The sequence below is a fragment of the Streptomyces sp. NPDC107522 genome, from assembly GCF_055657525.1.
Window position 1 is genome coordinate 86713 of sequence record NZ_JBVKAU010000014.1, and the last position, 16587, is coordinate 103299.

Sequence of the window (16587 nt, forward strand, 5' to 3'; positions counted from 1 at the left end):
ACGGGCCAAAGGAATTCTCGGTGGAATTTCCGCCACACGCCCGGGGTGTTCGGACTTTCGCGTCCATTTAATAACCGCGTAACGGCCAGTTATTGGTATCCCGGAACAGGCTCGCATATGCTCCACGTGCAGGTAGTAACACCGCATGTTGTGGCGCCCCGAGTGCGGGGCGGACGGGGGAATCGGAATTAGTTGAATGCGTGTCACGCATTCGGGGGGTACCGTGTCCCTGTCCTGTGTGCAGGCCGACCATCCACTGCGTTACGAGCTGCTGGGGCGGCTGCGGGTGACCCGCGGCACCCTCGACCTGACGCCGGAGCCGCCCAAAATCGCCAAACTGCTCGCTTTGCTGCTGGTGCGGGCAGGTGAGGCCGTCCCCGGTGAAACACTCGTGGCGGAGCTGTGGGAACAACGCCCGCCGCGGTGCGCCTCCGCGAGCCTGCGGGTGTACGTCTCCCAGTTGCGGAAACTTCTGACCATCCCGCAGGAAGACTCCCCCATCGTCACCGCACCGGTGGGATACATTCTCGACCTGAGCGCCGCCGGAGCGGACTTCCAGGATTTCGAGACCCTCTACACGCGTGGCCGAGAACTCTATCTCACGGCTGATTTCATGCGGGCCTCCGAACTTCTCCGCAGGGCACTGGCCCTATGGCGTGGCCCGGTCCTCGAGGGCATTCCGGCCTCCCTGGATCTCGCTGCGTTCAAGGCCGTCCAGGAGGAGAGGCGGCTGAATTGTGCCGAGCTGAGTTTCGACGCCGCGCTGGCCCTCGGCCATCACCATGTAGTGATCGAGGACCTGAAGGGACTGATCGTGCGCCATCCCCTGAGGGAGCCCTTCTACCGTCAGTTGATGATCGCCCTCTACCGCGCGGGGCGTCAGGGGGACGCGCTCGACGTGTACCGCAGGGCCCGCCGGGTGATCAGAGAGGAGCTGGGCGTCGAACCGGGGCCGCCGCTGAGGCTCGCTCAGGAAGCCATTCTCCGGGCCGATCCGGCGCGGCTGGAGGCCGCCGGATTCCTTCCCGCCGTCCACTGACCTGGTCCCGAGCGTTCACAGACCTGCTCCGACTCCCATGCGCTCAGCGGCTCGTGGAGCGAGTCCCACGTGATGGCCGGCAGCGGATCCTCTTCCGCAGCCGGCCGGTGGAGCACATGACCGGTGACGGACGGCGTGAGGCGACCGCGCCGACGATCACTCGGCAGCTGGGAAAGGCGAGCCGGAACTGCCCGCCCGTGTCGGAGCCGACGGCGCTGAGGCGTGGCAGGCCAGCCATGCCGTTCAGCCGATGACAGGGACTGTTCGGAACCGGCAGGCCCCTGCTCCGGACCGCTTCGAGGGCGTCGGACCCGAAGATCAGATTCCTGCCCCCGAACGCATGGACAGTGCGATCAGGGCGTCTGGTCCGTGCCGGCGGACGGTTCCGGCACACCACGGCGGTTGCTGCGCGACGCCCATTCCCCCGCCGCGCTCCGCTGAACATCCATGTACGCGAACCTGAAGAGACGGAGAGCGCCGGTGCTCCTCCCCGTGAGGTCCTGGCCGGCGCTCCTTGGCTCCTCCTACCGGCCTGACCCGCACGCTGCGCTTTGCCGTCCTGGATGCACCGCCGGTCTCGCCCCAAAGCCCTGCCTACGCCTGTATCCACCGCCTGAGTGCATCGACCGTGTTTTCAGGCGTCGTGTTGAAGCACAATCGGATCCCGGGCGCTTCCTCGGTCAGGACGTTGACCAACCGCTCGAACAGCAGGGTGTTCTCCGGCAGCATGCGTACGCCGCCGCCGATCATCGCCAGGCCGAACGTGTGCTCCTGCAACTGCTTACGGACGGTCGCCTCGGCGTGGTCCGGAGCGATGCCGATCAGGCACGGAACAGCATCGAATCCCGCCTCGCGCAGGGCCGCGTTCGCCGACGTGATCCGAGCGGCGAGCGCCGCCTCGTCGACTCCGTCCGGCATCCGGGTGTAGTCGAGCGCGCTCGGATGCAGCCCGATGGACAGGACCTTGGTGTTGCTCGGCAGCGGACTCGCGGTCGTCGGTCGGCCCATGTGCGGTGCCCTCTCTGCTCGCGTCGGGGTGATCTTCCCGGTGTATCACGGAAGTTGGGCAGAGGGCCCACCAGATGACGGCACCTCAGGTCCACCTAGCGTGACCATCAATCGGCCACCGCCTCCCTGCGCGCTCACGTCCTCGCCGGTACCGGCCGCCGGAGCAGATAGGCGGCTGCAGTGGAGACCAGGACGGCCATGCAGGCGATGAAGACCAGCCCTGCCTTCTCCAGGCCGATCGTTTCCGACAGGATCCCCACACCGATCACCGGCACCGAAATACCCGCGTAGGCCACCACAAACAGCGTCGAGATCACCGCCGCGCGCCGGTCCGCCGGAGACGCCCCGGCGACCGCGGCCAGCGCCCCGCGGAAGGCCAGCCCCTGCCCGCCCCCGCCGACGAGGGCGCTCAGCACCACCAGCGACATCAGGTTCCACCGCAGCGCCCCCGCGAGCAGCGCCAGCCCGGCGAGGAGGGCGGCGCAGCCCAGCGGCAGCGACCGCCCGACTCCGACGCGGCCGACCGCCAGTTGCCCGGCCGTCGAGGAGAAGAAGGCCAGCGCGACGACCAGCCCGCTCACGGCGTGGTCGTGCACGTCCAGGGACTGGGCGAGGAACTCCGGGCTGACCGAAGTGAACACCCCGAACAGGGCGAACCCCACGAAGGAGGCGATCGCCGCGGGCCCGAACACCGCCCGCACGGACGCGGGCAGAGCGGGCCGCTGCGGCCGTACGGTGCTCAGGGGCACCCGTTCCCGTACCGTCTCCGGAAGCCGCAACAGGACGGCCGCCGAACCGGCCACCAGTGCCAGGTGCACGGCGAACGGCAGGTACAGCGGCCAGGCTGCGTACTGCGCGAGCACCCCCGCGAGCAGCGGACCGCAGCCCAGTCCGCCCATGTTGGCGGCCGTCGCCACGAACGTGGCCCGCGAGGCGCCGCCGTACGGCGCCAGCTCCATCACATACGCCGTCGCCGCCCCGGTGAACAGCCCGGCGGACAGCCCCGAAAGCAGCCGCCCCGCATAAAGCCACCCCAGGCCGGTGGTGCACAGGAAGCAGACAGCGCTCGCCGCCGCGAACCCGAGACCGCACATCAGCACCGCCCGCCTGCCCACGGCGTCAGAGGCGTTGCCCATGAGCAGCAGCACGCCGATGACCCCGAAGGCGTAAAGGGCGTACACGACGGTCACCGTCAACTCGGAGAACCCGAACTTCTCCTGGTACAGGGGATAGAGCGGAGTCGGCAGCGTGGTGCCGGCCATGCAAACGGCGAACACCGCCCCGCCGAGCAGACACGCCCGCCACCCTCGCCGATCACCGTCCATCCCGCCGACGATAACGCCGCAAGCGGTACCTCTCGCACATTGAAGGCACCGAAGGGAATCGAAGGCACTGAACGGATCCAAGGCATCGAAGGCACCGCAGGCATCGAAGGGCGGCTGACGCGTCGGAAAAAGTTGACACGTCGGAGACTCCCGACGCATTCTGTGGGCATGCCACCAGTCGACGTGTACAGCGCACTGGCCAACCCGGTCCGGCGCAAGCTGCTCGAAGGCCTGATAGGAGGAGCGCGTGCGGCCGGGGACCTGGCCGGGGAGTTCTCGCTCAGCCGTCCCGCCGTCTCTGAACACCTCTCCGTGCTGAGGAAGGCCGGACTGGTTCGTGAGGAACCCCGTGGCCGCCACCGCTACTACCACCTGCAGCCCGAGCCCCTCGCCGAGGTCGGCGCATGGCTGCACCCCTTCGAGCGCTACTGGCGGGCGCGCATGGGCGCCCTGAGCGACGTACTGGACGAGATCAGCACCACCAGCGACAGCAAGGACGACTCCCCATGACCGTGGAACCCCGGACCATCCACTGCGACCAGTTCATCGCCCACCCTCCCCGGGCCGTGTGGCGTGCGCTCACCGACCCGGAGCTGCACGCGCGGTGGTGGGCCGCCGGAGACGTACGCCCGGAAGTCGGGCACCGGTTCACCCTGGACATGGGGCCGTGGGGCCATCAGGAGTGCGAGGTGCTCGCGGTGGAACCGGAGCGTCTGTTGCGTTACAGCTTCGCCCCGGGCACCTTGGACACCACCATCACCTGGCGCCTGGAGCCCGAGGGGACGGGCACGCGGCTCTTCCTCGAGCATTCGGGCTTCGATCTCGACTCGCCGCTCGCCAAGACCGCATACGACGGCATGGGCAGCGGCTGGCCGGGTGTGCTGGAGCGGATCGAGCCCGCGCTGGACGCTGTGGCCGGCCGATAGCCCGCGCGTGATCGGCCGACGGGGTCCTCAGCCGCAAAGCTCACTGGCCGACTGAAGTCAGAGGCTTGTCGAATTCGCCGATTCTCGATCGACGGGAGAGTGAAGGCATCACATCCCACGACTTCAGGAGCGTCCCATCATGACCGTCACCGCGGATATGGCCATCTCCGTCGACGGCTACGTCGCCGGCACCGACGTCACCATCGACAACCCGGGTGGCGACGGTGCCGAGCCGCTCTTCGAGTGGATTCACAACCTGGCGAGCTGGCGGGAGCGTCAGGGGATGACCGGTGGCGAGGAGAACCGGGACTCTGAGCTGATGCGCGAGTGGTTCGATGCCACCGGAGCGGTGGTCATGGGCCGGATGATGTACGACACCGGGGAGGAGTTCTGGGGGGACAACCCACCGTTCAGGACTCCTGTGTTCGTTCTCACCCACCGCCCGCGGCCGACGCTCGTCAAGGAGGGCGGCACCACCTTCACCTTCGTCACCGACGGCATCCACAGTGCCCTCGACCGGGCGAAGGCCGCCGCCGGTGACAGGAACGTCGACATCGCGGGCGGCGCGAGCACGGTGCGGCAGTACCTCCGGGAAGGGCTCATCGACGAACTGCAGCTGCACGTGGTGCCCGCGCTCCTCGGTGGGGGACTGCGGCTCTTCGAGGGACTGGGCGTCCGGCTGCGGCACCTTCAGCCGGTCAGGGTGGTCGACACGCCGCTGGCCACCCACGTGAAGTACCGCATCCCGAAGTGATCGCCGAGTCGCTCAGAACGTCCGCCTGAGCAGGTCGAGCAGCGCCGCCCAGTGCCGCTCGGCCGCGGCCTCGTCGTACGCGGAGGTGTCGGCCTGCGTGTAACCGTGGTGGGCACCTTCGTAGACCTCGTACCGGTGACGGACGCCCGCCGCGGTGAGCGCGTCGGCGAGGCGTTCAATCTGCTCGGGAGGCATCGACTGGTCCGCGTCGGCGTGTCCGAAGTACAGCTCCGCGGTGATGTGTTCGGCGACCAGATGCGGGCTGTCCGGCGCGTCGGTCGCCAACTGCCCGCCGTGGAAACCGGCCGCGGCGGCCACCCGGTCCGGGTAGGTACCGGCGGTGCGCAGGGCCAGCCGTGCGCCCATGCAGTAGCCGGTGAGGGCGACGGGACCGTCGGCGACCTCGGGCCGCTCGGCCATCCAGCGCAGATAGGCGCCGGCGTCCCGCATCGCCGGTTCGGGCGTCAGGGACCGCATGACCGGGACGATCTTCTCCCACAGCTCCGGCCGCGCGGCGGGGTCGATGAACTCGGGCAGTTCGAAGACGGGGCTGCGCCCGTGACGGTAGAAGACGTTGGGGACGAGGGCCGTGTAACCGGCCTCGGCGAGCCGGTCGGCCATCGACCGCAGATGGGGGCGCAGCCCGAAGGCGTCCTGGTAGAGGAGGACGCCCGGCCGGGGAAGACCGTCGCGCGGGTGGGCCAGGTAGGCGTCCGCCACGCCGTCCTCGGTGGGGATGTCCACGTCTGTTGCCTGTACGGAGGTCATGGGGGTGCCTCTCTGTGCAGTCCACGGCGAGCAGCTCGCCGACCCGGCGGAACCGGGCCGTCGGCATGGTTACACGCACCATGCAACCGGGCCGCGGCACCCCCTGCCGCTTGGCGACGGCTTTACTCGAACCGGGACGTGTCGCCCGCTCCCTTCCGGACGATCTCGGCTTCGCCGCCCGAGAAGTCGATCACCGTGGTCGGCTCGGTACCGCAGTCCCCCGAGTCGACGACTGCGTCCAGTACATGGTCGAGCCGGTCCTTGATCTCCCAGCCCTGCGTCATCGGCTCCTCCTCGTCGGGCAGGAGCAGTGTGCTGGACAGCAGCGGCTCACCGAGCTCGGCCAGCAGCGCCTGGGTGACGACGTGGTCGGGGATGCGCACGCCGACCGTCTTCTTCTTCGGGTGCTGAAGCATGCGCGGCACCTCCTTCGTCGCGGGCAGGATGAACGTGTAGCTTCCCGGCGTCGACGCCTTGATCGCGCGGAACACGTCCTTGTCGACCAGGACGAACTGGCCGAGCTGCGCGAAGTCCTGGCAGACGAGGGTGAAGTGGTGCCGGTCGTCCAGGCGGCGAATGGTCCGGATCCGGTCGATGCCGTCACGGCTGCCCAGCCGGCAGCCCAGCGCATAGCAGGAGTCCGTGGGATACGCGATGAGCGCACCGGAGCGGACGCTGTCGGCGACCTGAGCGATGGTGCGCGGCTGAGGATTGTCGGGGTGCACGTCGAAGTACTTCGCCATTGGACGAGCCTATGCCCTGGACACCCGGCAGCCGCGCATGCCATGACAGGTACACCCACGGAGTGCGGCCTTCGCCGGCGCCTGAGTCGCCGGCAGGCTGAGCGATCTCCCGTGCGGCCGTCCGGTCAGGCGGTGCCGTGAACCGGTCGGGATGAGCGCCGAGTTCCGGGGAACCCAGTCCGGAACGAACGTCGGCGTACGGGCTGGGGCGGGTGAGGTAGCGTACCGAGCGGTATGTCGTGAAGGAAGTGCAGGACGAGGTGAAAGCCGACGTGGCTGGCAGGGAGGACGCGGGCCGTCAGGCGGGGATGAGGAGGGCCGACGGTTCGGCGTGGGCGGAGGAGTTGCTGGACCATCTGCGGCCGACCGGGCGCGACGTCCGCCGGGTCGTCGCCTGGCTCGCGAACGCCGTGGAGGGAACCGCCGCCCTGCGGGACGACAGCGGCACGCTCCTGTCCGGCACGTCGATGCCCCTGGACGACGACCTCGTCGCGGCCGTCGCCGCCGGCCGCATCGCCTCCGCCGCCTGGGAGGGTCAGGGGCGTCACCTGCGTCTGGTCAGGGTGGAGTGGCCGAACCGGCCGTCGGCGGGCGTCCTCGCGGTGTCACGGGAGGCGCCCTTCGACCGGCGCGCCTCCGACATCGTCACGCGCACCGTGCAGGTGATCGAACTCCTGCTCAGGGCGGGCGAGACGGCCGTCGCCGGACGCCGGCTCGCACAGGCGACGTCCGATCTGCGGCTGGCGATCCTGCAGTTGCTGATGGTGGAGGACACCGTCTCCGCACGCCGCGTCGCCGCGGGACTGTGGCCCGGCCTGCTCGACACGGACACCGCCTGCGTCTACGTCGTCGAGGGCACCGCGGAGGATCGCGACCGGCTCGCCGAGGAGTGCGTCGACGCGACGGGCGAGCGGGCGCTGGTCGTGCTCTGCCCGGCGGTCGAGGAGCATGTGATCGTCGTGACGCCCGGCGAGGCCGAGGCCCGGGAACTGCGGTCGCTGATCGGGCCGCGCCCGCACACGTTCCTCGGCGGCAGCGCCCGGCAGAACCTGGCCCGCACCGCCACCGCGTACGGGCAGGCCGTGAGCGCCCTCGCCGTCGCGCACTTCCGCCCGGACAAGTCCGCCGTCTACGCCGAACGCACCCACCCCGAGCGCCTGATCGACCCCACGGCACTGCGCGGCTGGACGGACCGGCTGCTGCGCCCGCTCGACACCCTGCCGCACCACACGCGGGCCGAACTGCTCGCCACCACCCGGCTGGGCCTGGAGTTCACCGCGGTGAACGCGGCCAAGGTCCTCGGCGTCAGCCGCAACACCGTCCGCGCCCGCATGGAGCGCGTGGAGGCCCTGTTGCGCGTGGACTTCGCCGACCTCACCGCCCGCGCCGTGGTCCACCTGGCGCTGAACATCCAGGTGAGCCTGGCCGACGTACCGGCCGGCACCGGCGCGTCGGACGCGTCCCCCGTCTCGCTGTGCGACCTGCTCTCCGGGCCCGCCATGCGAACCTGGGCGCAGGACCTCCTCGCCCGCCTGGACCGGAACACCCGGGACCTGCGCCGCACCGTCCGCACCTGGATCGCCGAAGGCGGCAACGCCGAACGCGCCGCCCAGACCCTCGGGGTCCACGCCCAGACCGTGCGCGAGCACGTCCGCAGCGCGGAACCCGTCCTCGAACGGCAGCTCCTCGCCGGGGGCACCGACCTGTACGAGGTGGTCCTGGCCCATCTCGCCGTGGGTGACCTGGATCAGCCCGCCCTGCACGGGGCGAAATCGGGCCTTCCGGACTCACTTGTGCACAGGTGAGCCCTGAGGAGGGTCCAGCGGGCATAAATGCGATACCAATCCGGCCGCCCTAGACGTAAGTTCGACCTGCCGCGGGGGCACGACCGGAACGGGGGACCGGTCGCGTCCCCGCACCCGGGCGCTCAGGCCCCGAACCGCACCGGAATCTCCTGCCAGCCGAACGCGATGAACGACGGCACCTGACGCAACTCGTCCTCCCCGACGGCCAGCCGCAGGTCCGGGAAGCGGTCGAAGAGGGCAGGCAGGGCCGTCAGGGCCTCGACCCGGGCCAGCGGAGCGCCGATGCAGCGGTGCGCACCGATCCCGAACGCCAGATGGTCGTCGGCCCCGCGCGAGGCGTCGAAGGTGTCCGCGTCCGGCCCGTAGTGCACGGGATCCAATCCGGCCGCGGCGTACGTCGTGATGATGGCGTCCCCTGCCGGAACGGTCACGTCGCCGACCTTGAGGTCGCTGACGGCGAACCGCAGGGGCAGTGACGCGATCGACGGGTGCACCCGCAGCGTCTCGTCGATCACCGCGTCCCAGCCGATCTCCCCGGATCGCACCGCCGCCAGCTGCTCGGGGTGGGTCAGCAGGGCGACGACCGCGTTGCCGATGAGATTGACGGTCGTCTCGAAACCCGCGCCGATCACCAGCAGCAGCGTGTACAGCAACTCCTCGTCGCTGAGCCGGTCACCGTCCTCGTCCCGCACCCGGATCAGCTCGGTCGTCAGATCGTCCCCGGGCCGCTCGCTGCGGTGGGCGATCAGCGCTCCCAGCACCGTACCGATCTGCTGCTGCACGAACGCCGCGTGCTCCGGACTCGGGTCGGAGGTGTCCATGATGGCCGCGATGAGCGTCCTGGTGGCCTCCCTCAACTCCTCCGGGACGCCGAAGAGTTCGCAGATCATCCGCATCGGCAGGGGATGGGCGAAGGAGGCCTTCAGATCGACCACCGCACCACCCTTGTCAAGCGCGTCCAGCAGTTCCGCGGTGATCGCCTCCACACGCGGACGCATCATCTCGGTGCGCCGCTGGGTGAAGCTCGGCGCGACCAGCTTGCGCAGCCGTGTGTGGTCGGCGCCGTACGTCGAGAGCATGTTGACCACGCCGACCCAGCCCAGGATCCACTGCCAGGAGGGGTGTTCACCGATCTCGGGCCACAGCTTCCCGTGCAGCCGGGGGTCCTTGCTGACCTGCGGGTCGAGGATGAGTTCCTTGAGGGTGTCGTAGTCCGTCGGCGCCCAGGCGGGGATGCCGCCGGGCAGCTCCACGGGCACGATCGGGCCCAGCGCGCGCAGCCGGGCGCTCTCCCCGGCGATGTCGGCGCCGAACGGGTCGATGGCGAAGCGGTCGATGCGGTCGGTCACGGTCACGTCGGTACTCCTGGCTGGTCGGGGGAGCGAGGGCTGAACCGGACGGGCAGGGAGGTCAGCGAGCGGTGGAAGGGGCCGGGCCGCCAGGTCAGGCGGTTCCGGGGCAGGACCGGCTCCAGGTCGGGAAGCCACTGCGTGAGCCGCTCGATCGCCTCGGTGGCGATGAGCAGCGTGTGCTGCCGGACCGGGCAGGCGTGCGGGCCGGCCGACCAGGACAGGTGCGAGGCGTCCTGGGGGTGACGGCCGCTGGTGACCTCCCGCTCGGCGAAGTACGCGAGCGCCCCGTACGAGACCACCACCGGCACCGCGGCCCTGATCCACGTCCCGTGGAAGGACACGGGCGTGCGCGCGTAGTGGATGCCGTAGTTGGCCAGCGGCGTCTCGTGATGGAGCACCTCCACCACCGCGTCCGTCACGGGGCGCGCCCCGCTGGTCAGCGTCGAGTAGTACTGGGGGTTGCCGAGGATGCGGGACAGCGCGTTCGACACAAGGTTGGCCGTCGGCTCGTGCCCGGCCCCGAGGGTGAGGAACACCTGCCAGGTGACCTCCTCCGGGGTGAGCCCGGCAGGATGGTCCAGCAGCCGACTCGGCAGGTCGTCGCCCCGCCGCTCGGACTTGGCGGCGATCAGCTCCAGTACGTAGCCGCCGAACTCCGCCTCGCCCTCGGCCGCTTCGTCGCCGCCCTCCATCATCTTGCCGAGCGCCACGTGGAGCCGGTCGCTCCGGCTGTCCGGCAGTCCGAAGAGGTTGTTGAACACCAGCGCCATCAGCGGCCGCGCGAACTCGCCCACCAGATCGGCCTCGCCCTTCGGCCCGATCCGGCCCACCAGTACCCGCACCGCGTGGTGCACCCGCGCCCGCAGATCGTGCGGCTCGATCAGATCGAACGTGTCGATCAGCGAGGTGCGGTAGCGGACATGTGCGGTGCCGTCGGCGAACAGTGTGTTGGGCCGCCAGCGCATCATGCCCAGGACCGGCGAGTCGTCGGCGACCGTCGCCTCCCACGGCCGGGGGTCGTGCGAGAACGTGTCCGTGTCGTGCAGCAGATCCAGCGCCGCCCGCCGTTCGGTGACGACATACGCCGGCACGCCCGGCGCCAACTCCGCCCAGCCGACCGGGCCTTGGGCGCGCAGGTCGTCGTAGTAGCGACACGGATCCAGCGCGAAGCCGTCCTCCCACAGCCGCACGGGCGCCGAGCGGGAGAAGGCCTGCCCGTCGGGGGAGTGGGTGGTCGTCATCCGGGTCACCGGCCTTCCGGAGCGTGACGGTCGATCAGGTGCTGGACCAGCGCGAGCAGCGCGTCGACGGACGAGTCGGCGTCCCGCGCGTCACACGTCACCATCGGCGTGCCCGCCTCCAGATCCAGGGCGGCGCGCAACTGCTCCCCCGTGTGGTGCCGGGGCGCGTCCGGGAACGCGTTGAACGCGACGGCGTACGGCAGTCCCGTCTCCTCCACCAGCCCCAGCACGTCGAAGGATGCGTCGATCCGACGGCCGTCGACCAGGACCAGGGCACCCAGCGCGCCGTACGCGATGTCGTCCCAGAGTGCCCGGAACCGCTCCTGCCCGGGCGTGCCGAACAGATACAGCACGACCCCGCCCGGCAGGCTGATCCGCCCGAAGTCGACGGCGACGGTCGTCGTCGACTTGTCCCGCACCCCGGCGAGATCGTCCACCTGCGCGGACGCCTCGCTGAGCGGCTCCTCGGTGTGCAGCGGCCGGATCTCGGAGACCGAGTCGATCAGGGTCGTCTTGCCCACCCCGAAGGGCCCGGCGACCAGGATCTTGACCAGGTCGCGGGCGGTGTCGGGCAGGTGGACGTCCGCGGTCCTCCCGCGTGCCGTGTCGCGGGCGCGGGCGCGGGTGTCACTGGGTGTGCTTGAGGGCGCGAAGGCCATCGGCCACTCTCTTCAGCAGGTCGGGGTCGAAGCGCTCGGCGGGCGGGATCGGCGCACGGGCCAGCACCAGGTCCCGGTCGATCAGCTCGGCCGCCAGGACGCGCACCGCGGACACCGGCAACCGCAGCAGCGCCGCGGCCTCCACGACCGTCAGTGGGCCCTCGTCCAAGGCGTCCAGCAGGGCGAGTCGGGCGGCGGGCAGATCGGCGGGGGCGGGTGTGCGGGTGGTCGTGAGCACCGACAGCCGCTCCAGGTGGGTCCGGCCGGTCCGGGCCACGCCGCCGGTGGACAGATACGCGGGGACCAAGGGGCGGCCGCCACGGCGGCCGGTCATGCCGGCGCGCCGCCGTCGGCGCCCCGGGGCGCGGCGACCATCGCCTTCTCGCCCAGCCGGGCCACCTGCGAGTGCACCCGGTGCGCGAGCAGATCCAGGCGCACCTCCCCGTCGCCGTACGCGGCCACGCACGTGCCGTGGTCCGTCGGCACGATCAGCACATAGCCGTGGTCCGACTCGATGACGACCTGCCGCACCTCGGCCCGCTCCCGGTCGGCGAACGCGGCCGCCGCGGTACGGCATGCCCCCTGCACGGTGCTGGTGATCGCGGCCACCCGCTCGGCCGAGGGCCGGCTGAGCGCGTCCGTGTAGCCGGTCACCAGGCCGTCCCGCGTGAGCAGCACGGCGGCCACCACGTGCGGCACCTGCAGGATCGGTTCGAGCACCCATGCCGTGTCTCCCGCGTCGCGGCTGGTCATCGAGCCGTTCCTCCTTCGTGGTCGGTGTGCTCGGTGTCGTCCGTGGCGGCTTCGGCCCGCTGCCGCGCGGCTCGCGCGGTTTCCGGTACGGCGGTGGCGGCGTCGGCCGCTCCTTCGCCGGCCGCGGACCGGGCGGCGGCGGTCCCGGCCTGCAAGGCGCCCAATGCGGCGGCGGCCTGCTCCGGGCTGCGTTCAGCGGGCCGCGGGGCCGGCGTGTCGGCGGAAGCGGCCGTGACCCGAGTGCGGCGCCGGCGCTGGGGCAGACCGCCGGCGTCACGCCGAGCGTGATGCCCGGGTACGGCGCCGGAGGCATCGTCGTCATGGTCGGCCCCGTATCCGTGCGAGGGGGCGGACGCCTCGCTCGGGGAGTCGACGGATGCCTCGCCCGGGGAGCCGACGGGTGCCGCGTCCGGGGAGCCGGCGGACGGCGCGTGCCGGGAGGCCGAGCGCGTGGAGCGTGGCGCGCTGGCCGCGGGCGGTCGCTCGTCGGGGTCGATACGGCTGAGCAGGTGGCTGTCGATCCGCAGCACCGCCCGCACCCCGCCGTACGGCGACGGCGACGACAGGTCCACGCCCAGGTCGAACTGCCGGGTCAGCTGCCCGATCGCGGCGAACCCCATGCGCGGCGGATCGCCCAGCTCGGTGAGGAGGATCGGCTCGGAACCCGCCACCAGCTGCTGCGCCCGGGCGCGTTCGTCCTGGGTCATGCCCAGCCCCGCGTCGTCGACCGTGACGCAGACGCCGTGATGCACATGCTCCAGGTTGACCACGACGTCCGTGTCCGGCGCGGAGTGCCGCAGGGCGTTGTCGAGAAGTTCGGCGACGATGATCGCGACCGGCTCCACGGCGTGGGACACCAGCCCGGTCCCCGCCTCCAGGTGGTTGTGGATCCGGACCCGCCGGTAGCCGGCGAGCCGGGCCTGGCCGCCGGTCACCGCGTCCACCAGGTGCGACTCCTCGCGGGCGAGCCCGACCCATGCCCCGCACACCACGGCGGCGACCTGCGCGCGCCGCAGCGACTGCTCGTTCTCGTGGTCGAGCCGGAACAGGGTCTGCGCCAACTCGGGGTCGTCGTACGTCTGCTGAAGCCCGCGTAGCGCGTCCTGCAGCCGGTACAGGGCCGCCTGGATCTCGCGTGTCGCCCCGCGCATACCGGCCTGTGCGGCCGCGTCGATCCGGGTGCGCTGTGCGGCCAGCTCGGTGCGCAGCCCGGCCAGGACGTGCTCCAGCGCGAGGCCCAGCGGTGTGTCCGCGGTCTGCGGATGCAGCGGACCCGGCTCGGTGACATGGGGATGCGCCGGCTGCCGGGCGGCGGCCGGGACACGCCGCGCCGCAAGATGCTCGACCTCGGCCGTGAACACCCGTAGCGCTCCGTCGACTTGGCGGCGCAAGGCGGCGATCTCGGCGCGCTGACGCGCCTGTTGCCGCTGCGCGTGCAGCAGGCCGCCGCCCAGGGCGAGCGCGGACACCATGCCGACGGCGAGAGCACCGGTCGCCAGGTCCGGTAATTCGATCATCGAGGCGGTTCCCAGGGGTCGGTTCGGGAGCGGTCGGGCAGGGCTGGTTCCGAGGCCGTGGGGCGAGGCGCTCGGAGCACAGTACACACCGTCATCGACCGGTCTCGCACGGTCGATCGATACTTCGTTCCGAAAGTGCCGGGACTCTGCTCGCTTCTGTGTCGAGTGTCTGAATTGCGTACGGGGTGGGGGAGTTGGCGCAGGCCCCCGTCTTCGGCGGGGCGGTGTGTGTCCGGGCCGACGGCGGGTACTCGGCGAGCTCAGGAACGAGAACGCGAGAACGCCGGAGGAGGCCTAGCGTGACCAGTGGCACCGAGACCGGTGGCGTGACCGGTACGCAGGACAAGGACTACAACCTGATCTGGTACGTGGAGGCGTGCCTGAGCAACGCGCTGCGGCTGGAGACCTACATCGAGGACGCGGAACGCGGCAAGGACACCGAGGTGGCCGACCTGTTCCGCAAGGCCCAGGCGGACAGCCGCAAGGGCGCCGAGATGGGCAAGGCACTCCTGCGCGCGCGACTGAACGGCGGCTGACCAACCCCGCCCGCGCGGCCCGGACACCCGGGGAAGCCGAGGTGTCCGGGCTTTCGCCTGTGCGGGCGCCGAACGGCGCGCGTGCCGCACCCTCGCTTGGTCAACAACCTTTGGACACGTAGGGTTTACATCCGTTCGGCCTGCCGGACCGAACGGAGTTGCTATGGTGCTACTCGCCGGTAGCAAGTTGTACGGGGAATGCGAGGAGTCTGCCGCCCGGCGGCACAGCTCCTCGACGGGGTCGAGACGGAAAGTCCGGCAAGGGGGCCGGCCGGCCGTGGTGTCCGCGGGCATCCAGCACATCCCGCTCGAACTCCAGTTCCCCTCGCCCACGGATCCAGACAGGTGAGACTCGTACATGGTTCGATCACTGGTCGATCTGCTGACCAAGCATGCCGCGCACCACCCCGACCGAACCGCCTACCGCTACCTGGTCACCGGCGATGCCGACGGCGAGACGCAGGAGCTCTCGTACGGCCGTCTCGCCCGGCGTTCCCAGGCCGTCGCGGCCTGGCTGCAGGAGCGCGGCCTGGCCGGTGCCCGCGCCATGCTGCTGTACCCGCCCGGCCTGGAGTTCATCTGCGGCTACCTGGGCTGCCTCGCGGCCGGCGTCGTCGCCGTACCGGGCGTCCCTCCGCAGGGCCGCGCGCAGAACCACCGGGCCCTGATCCGGATGAAGCGCCTCATCGCCGACGCCGACGCCAAGGTGATCCTCGGTGGCCGCGAGGTGATCACGGCCCTGTCCGGCATGGCGGAGTTCCTGCCGGAGCTCGACGGCATCACCTGCGTCGCCACCGAGGACATTCCCGACGAGGCGGCCGCCTCCTGGCGCGAGCCCGACCTCACCGCCGACTCGGTCGCCTTCCTCCAGTACACCTCCGGTTCCACCTCCGCCCCGCGCGGTGTGATGGTCACCCACGGCAACCTGCTGGACAACGAGCGGGTCATCACCGAGCGCATGGGCCACACCCCGGACGCCATCGCCGAGCACGGCCATGAGATGTTCGTCAGCTGGCTGCCCGTGTACCACGACATGGGCCTCATAGGACCGGTCCTCAACACCGTCCATCTCGGTGTGACCGCCACCCTCTTCTCGCCGCTGCACTTCCTGCAGCAGCCCCGGCGCTGGCTCACCGCGATCAGCCGCTACAGACCGCACACGAGCGGCGGCCCCAACTTCGCCTACGAGCTCTGCCTCAAGCACGCCGGACCCGACCTCCTCGACGGCCTCGACCTCAGCAGTTGGAAGGTCGCCTTCAACGGCGCCGAACCCGTACGTGCCGCCACCCTGCGCCGCTTCGCCGAGACCTTCGCCCCGGCCGGCTTCCGCCGCGAAGCCCTCTATCCCTGCTACGGCCTGGCCGAGGCCACCCTCATGGTCACCGGCAGCACCGTCCACACACCGCCCACGCTGCTTCACGCCCCCGCGTCCGGCCCGCACGCCGGGCAGGCCGACGCGGCGGCCGTCAGCTGCGGCCGGCCCGGCCCCGAGGTCACCGTCGCCATCGCCGACCCCGAACGGCACGAGGAACTGCCCGAGGGCGAGGCCGGCGAGATCTGGGTGCGAAGCGCGAGCGTCGCCAAGGGCTACTGGCGCAACGCCCTCGCCACCCGCGAGACCTTCCGCGCCACCCTGACCGGCCACGAAGGCCGCTTCCTGCGCACCGGCGACCTCGGCTTCCTGCGCGACGGCGAACTGTTCGTCACCGGCCGCCTGAAGGACCTCATCGTCATCGACGGACGCAACCACTATCCGCAGGACCTTGAACTGACCGCCGAGATGGCCCACCCGGCCCTGCGCCCCGGCTGCACCGCCGCGTTCTCCGTCGACGGGAAGGGCGCCGAGGACGGGGGAGCGGACGGCGAACAGACCGTCGTCGTCGCCGAGATCGCCCCGGACGCGGCGTCCGAGGCGGAGAAGATCATCGACGTCATCCGCAGCGGGATCGGCGAGTCCCACGGTCTGTCGGTACGCGACGTCGTCCTGGTCCAGCCGGGCACCATCCCCAAGACGTCCAGCGGCAAGATCCAGCGCCATGCCACCCGGGCGGCGTACCTGGACGGGACCCTCGCCGTGGCCGACGCGCCCGCTCTGAGCTGACACCGCCGGTCCACCGTCGTCGCCGACGCCTCCGCTGTACCGCCACGCGAGCCCTACGAG

17 protein-coding genes are annotated in these 16587 nt (G+C 70.9%); 7 read left to right on the forward strand and 10 right to left on the reverse strand.

The window, feature by feature from the left end:
* Window positions 1–238: 238 nt before the first annotated feature.
* Window positions 239–1039: an AfsR/SARP family transcriptional regulator gene (locus ACZ7L6_RS33150; protein WP_471930336.1), complete on the forward strand. Its 801-nt coding sequence runs from the start codon at window positions 239–241 to the stop codon at window positions 1037–1039.
* Window positions 1040–1633: 594 nt separating this feature from the next.
* Here the strand turns inward: ACZ7L6_RS33150 and ACZ7L6_RS33155 are convergent.
* Window positions 1634–2047 (reverse strand): hypothetical protein, encoded by a 414-nt coding sequence (locus ACZ7L6_RS33155; RefSeq protein WP_471930338.1) that lies wholly within the window; start codon window positions 2045–2047, stop codon window positions 1634–1636.
* A 134-nt stretch (window positions 2048–2181) separates the two neighbouring features.
* Window positions 2182–3372, reverse strand: a complete 1191-nt coding sequence (locus ACZ7L6_RS33160; RefSeq protein WP_471930340.1) for an MFS transporter — start codon at window positions 3370–3372, stop codon at window positions 2182–2184.
* 168 nt (window positions 3373–3540) lie between these two features.
* Between ACZ7L6_RS33160 and ACZ7L6_RS33165 the strand changes: the two genes are divergently transcribed.
* The 3 genes from ACZ7L6_RS33165 (at window position 3541) to ACZ7L6_RS33175 (ending at window position 5052) form a co-directional block, all read left to right on the forward strand.
* Entirely contained in the window at window positions 3541–3882 is a 342-nt protein-coding gene (locus ACZ7L6_RS33165) for an ArsR/SmtB family transcription factor (RefSeq protein ID WP_471930342.1), read from the forward strand.
* Window positions 3879–4298 (forward strand): SRPBCC family protein, encoded by a 420-nt coding sequence (locus ACZ7L6_RS33170; RefSeq protein ID WP_471930344.1) that lies wholly within the window; start codon window positions 3879–3881, stop codon window positions 4296–4298. Before ACZ7L6_RS33165 ends, ACZ7L6_RS33170 begins: the two co-directional genes overlap by 4 nt.
* Window positions 4299–4437: 139 nt before the next feature.
* Window positions 4438–5052, forward strand: a complete 615-nt coding sequence (locus ACZ7L6_RS33175; RefSeq protein ID WP_471930346.1) for a dihydrofolate reductase family protein — start codon at window positions 4438–4440, stop codon at window positions 5050–5052.
* A gap of 12 nt (window positions 5053–5064) precedes the next feature.
* Here ACZ7L6_RS33175 and ACZ7L6_RS33180 read toward each other — a convergent pair whose 3' ends face one another.
* Both ACZ7L6_RS33180 and ACZ7L6_RS33185 read right to left on the reverse strand, forming a co-directional pair.
* Window positions 5065–5820 (reverse strand): dienelactone hydrolase family protein, encoded by a 756-nt coding sequence (locus ACZ7L6_RS33180; RefSeq protein ID WP_471930348.1) that lies wholly within the window; start codon window positions 5818–5820, stop codon window positions 5065–5067.
* A gap of 122 nt (window positions 5821–5942) precedes the next feature.
* Entirely contained in the window at window positions 5943–6563 is a 621-nt protein-coding gene (locus ACZ7L6_RS33185) for an L-threonylcarbamoyladenylate synthase (protein ID WP_471930350.1), read from the reverse strand.
* 272 nt (window positions 6564–6835) lie between these two features.
* Between ACZ7L6_RS33185 and ACZ7L6_RS33190 the strand changes: the two genes are divergently transcribed.
* On the forward strand, window positions 6836–8368 hold the full coding sequence (locus ACZ7L6_RS33190; protein ID WP_471930352.1) for a helix-turn-helix domain-containing protein: 1533 nt from the start codon (window positions 6836–6838) through the stop codon (window positions 8366–8368).
* 122 nt (window positions 8369–8490) lie between these two features.
* Here ACZ7L6_RS33190 and ACZ7L6_RS33195 read toward each other — a convergent pair whose 3' ends face one another.
* From ACZ7L6_RS33195 to ACZ7L6_RS33220, 6 genes are read right to left on the reverse strand one after another with little or no spacing between them, the layout of a single operon-like run.
* Complete coding sequence (locus ACZ7L6_RS33195) at window positions 8491–9723, reverse strand: cytochrome P450 family protein (protein WP_471930354.1); 1233 nt, start codon at window positions 9721–9723, stop codon at window positions 8491–8493.
* Window positions 9720–10961, reverse strand: a complete 1242-nt coding sequence (locus ACZ7L6_RS33200) for a cytochrome P450 family protein (protein ID WP_471930356.1) — start codon at window positions 10959–10961, stop codon at window positions 9720–9722. Before ACZ7L6_RS33200 ends, ACZ7L6_RS33195 begins: the two co-directional genes overlap by 4 nt.
* A gap of 5 nt (window positions 10962–10966) precedes the next feature.
* Window positions 10967–11620, reverse strand: a complete 654-nt coding sequence (locus ACZ7L6_RS33205) for a GTP-binding protein (protein WP_471930358.1) — start codon at window positions 11618–11620, stop codon at window positions 10967–10969.
* Window positions 11589–11954, reverse strand: coding sequence for a DUF742 domain-containing protein (locus ACZ7L6_RS33210; protein WP_471930360.1), 366 nt, complete (start codon window positions 11952–11954; stop codon window positions 11589–11591). The genes ACZ7L6_RS33205 and ACZ7L6_RS33210 overlap by 32 nt, the downstream gene beginning before the upstream one ends.
* On the reverse strand, window positions 11951–12373 hold the full coding sequence (locus ACZ7L6_RS33215; protein WP_471930362.1) for a roadblock/LC7 domain-containing protein: 423 nt from the start codon (window positions 12371–12373) through the stop codon (window positions 11951–11953). Before ACZ7L6_RS33215 ends, ACZ7L6_RS33210 begins: the two co-directional genes overlap by 4 nt.
* Window positions 12370–13890 (reverse strand): ATP-binding protein, encoded by a 1521-nt coding sequence (locus ACZ7L6_RS33220; RefSeq protein WP_471930364.1) that lies wholly within the window; start codon window positions 13888–13890, stop codon window positions 12370–12372. Before ACZ7L6_RS33220 ends, ACZ7L6_RS33215 begins: the two co-directional genes overlap by 4 nt.
* A 299-nt stretch (window positions 13891–14189) precedes the next feature.
* Between ACZ7L6_RS33220 and ACZ7L6_RS33225 the strand changes: the two genes are divergently transcribed.
* Together ACZ7L6_RS33225 and ACZ7L6_RS33230 are read left to right on the forward strand one after the other, a co-directional pair.
* Entirely contained in the window at window positions 14190–14426 is a 237-nt protein-coding gene (locus tag ACZ7L6_RS33225) for a hypothetical protein (protein WP_398826799.1), read from the forward strand.
* A 358-nt stretch (window positions 14427–14784) separates the two neighbouring features.
* Window positions 14785–16527, forward strand: a complete 1743-nt coding sequence (locus tag ACZ7L6_RS33230) for a fatty acyl-AMP ligase (RefSeq protein WP_471930366.1) — start codon at window positions 14785–14787, stop codon at window positions 16525–16527.
* The last annotated feature ends 60 nt before the right edge of the window (window positions 16528–16587 follow it).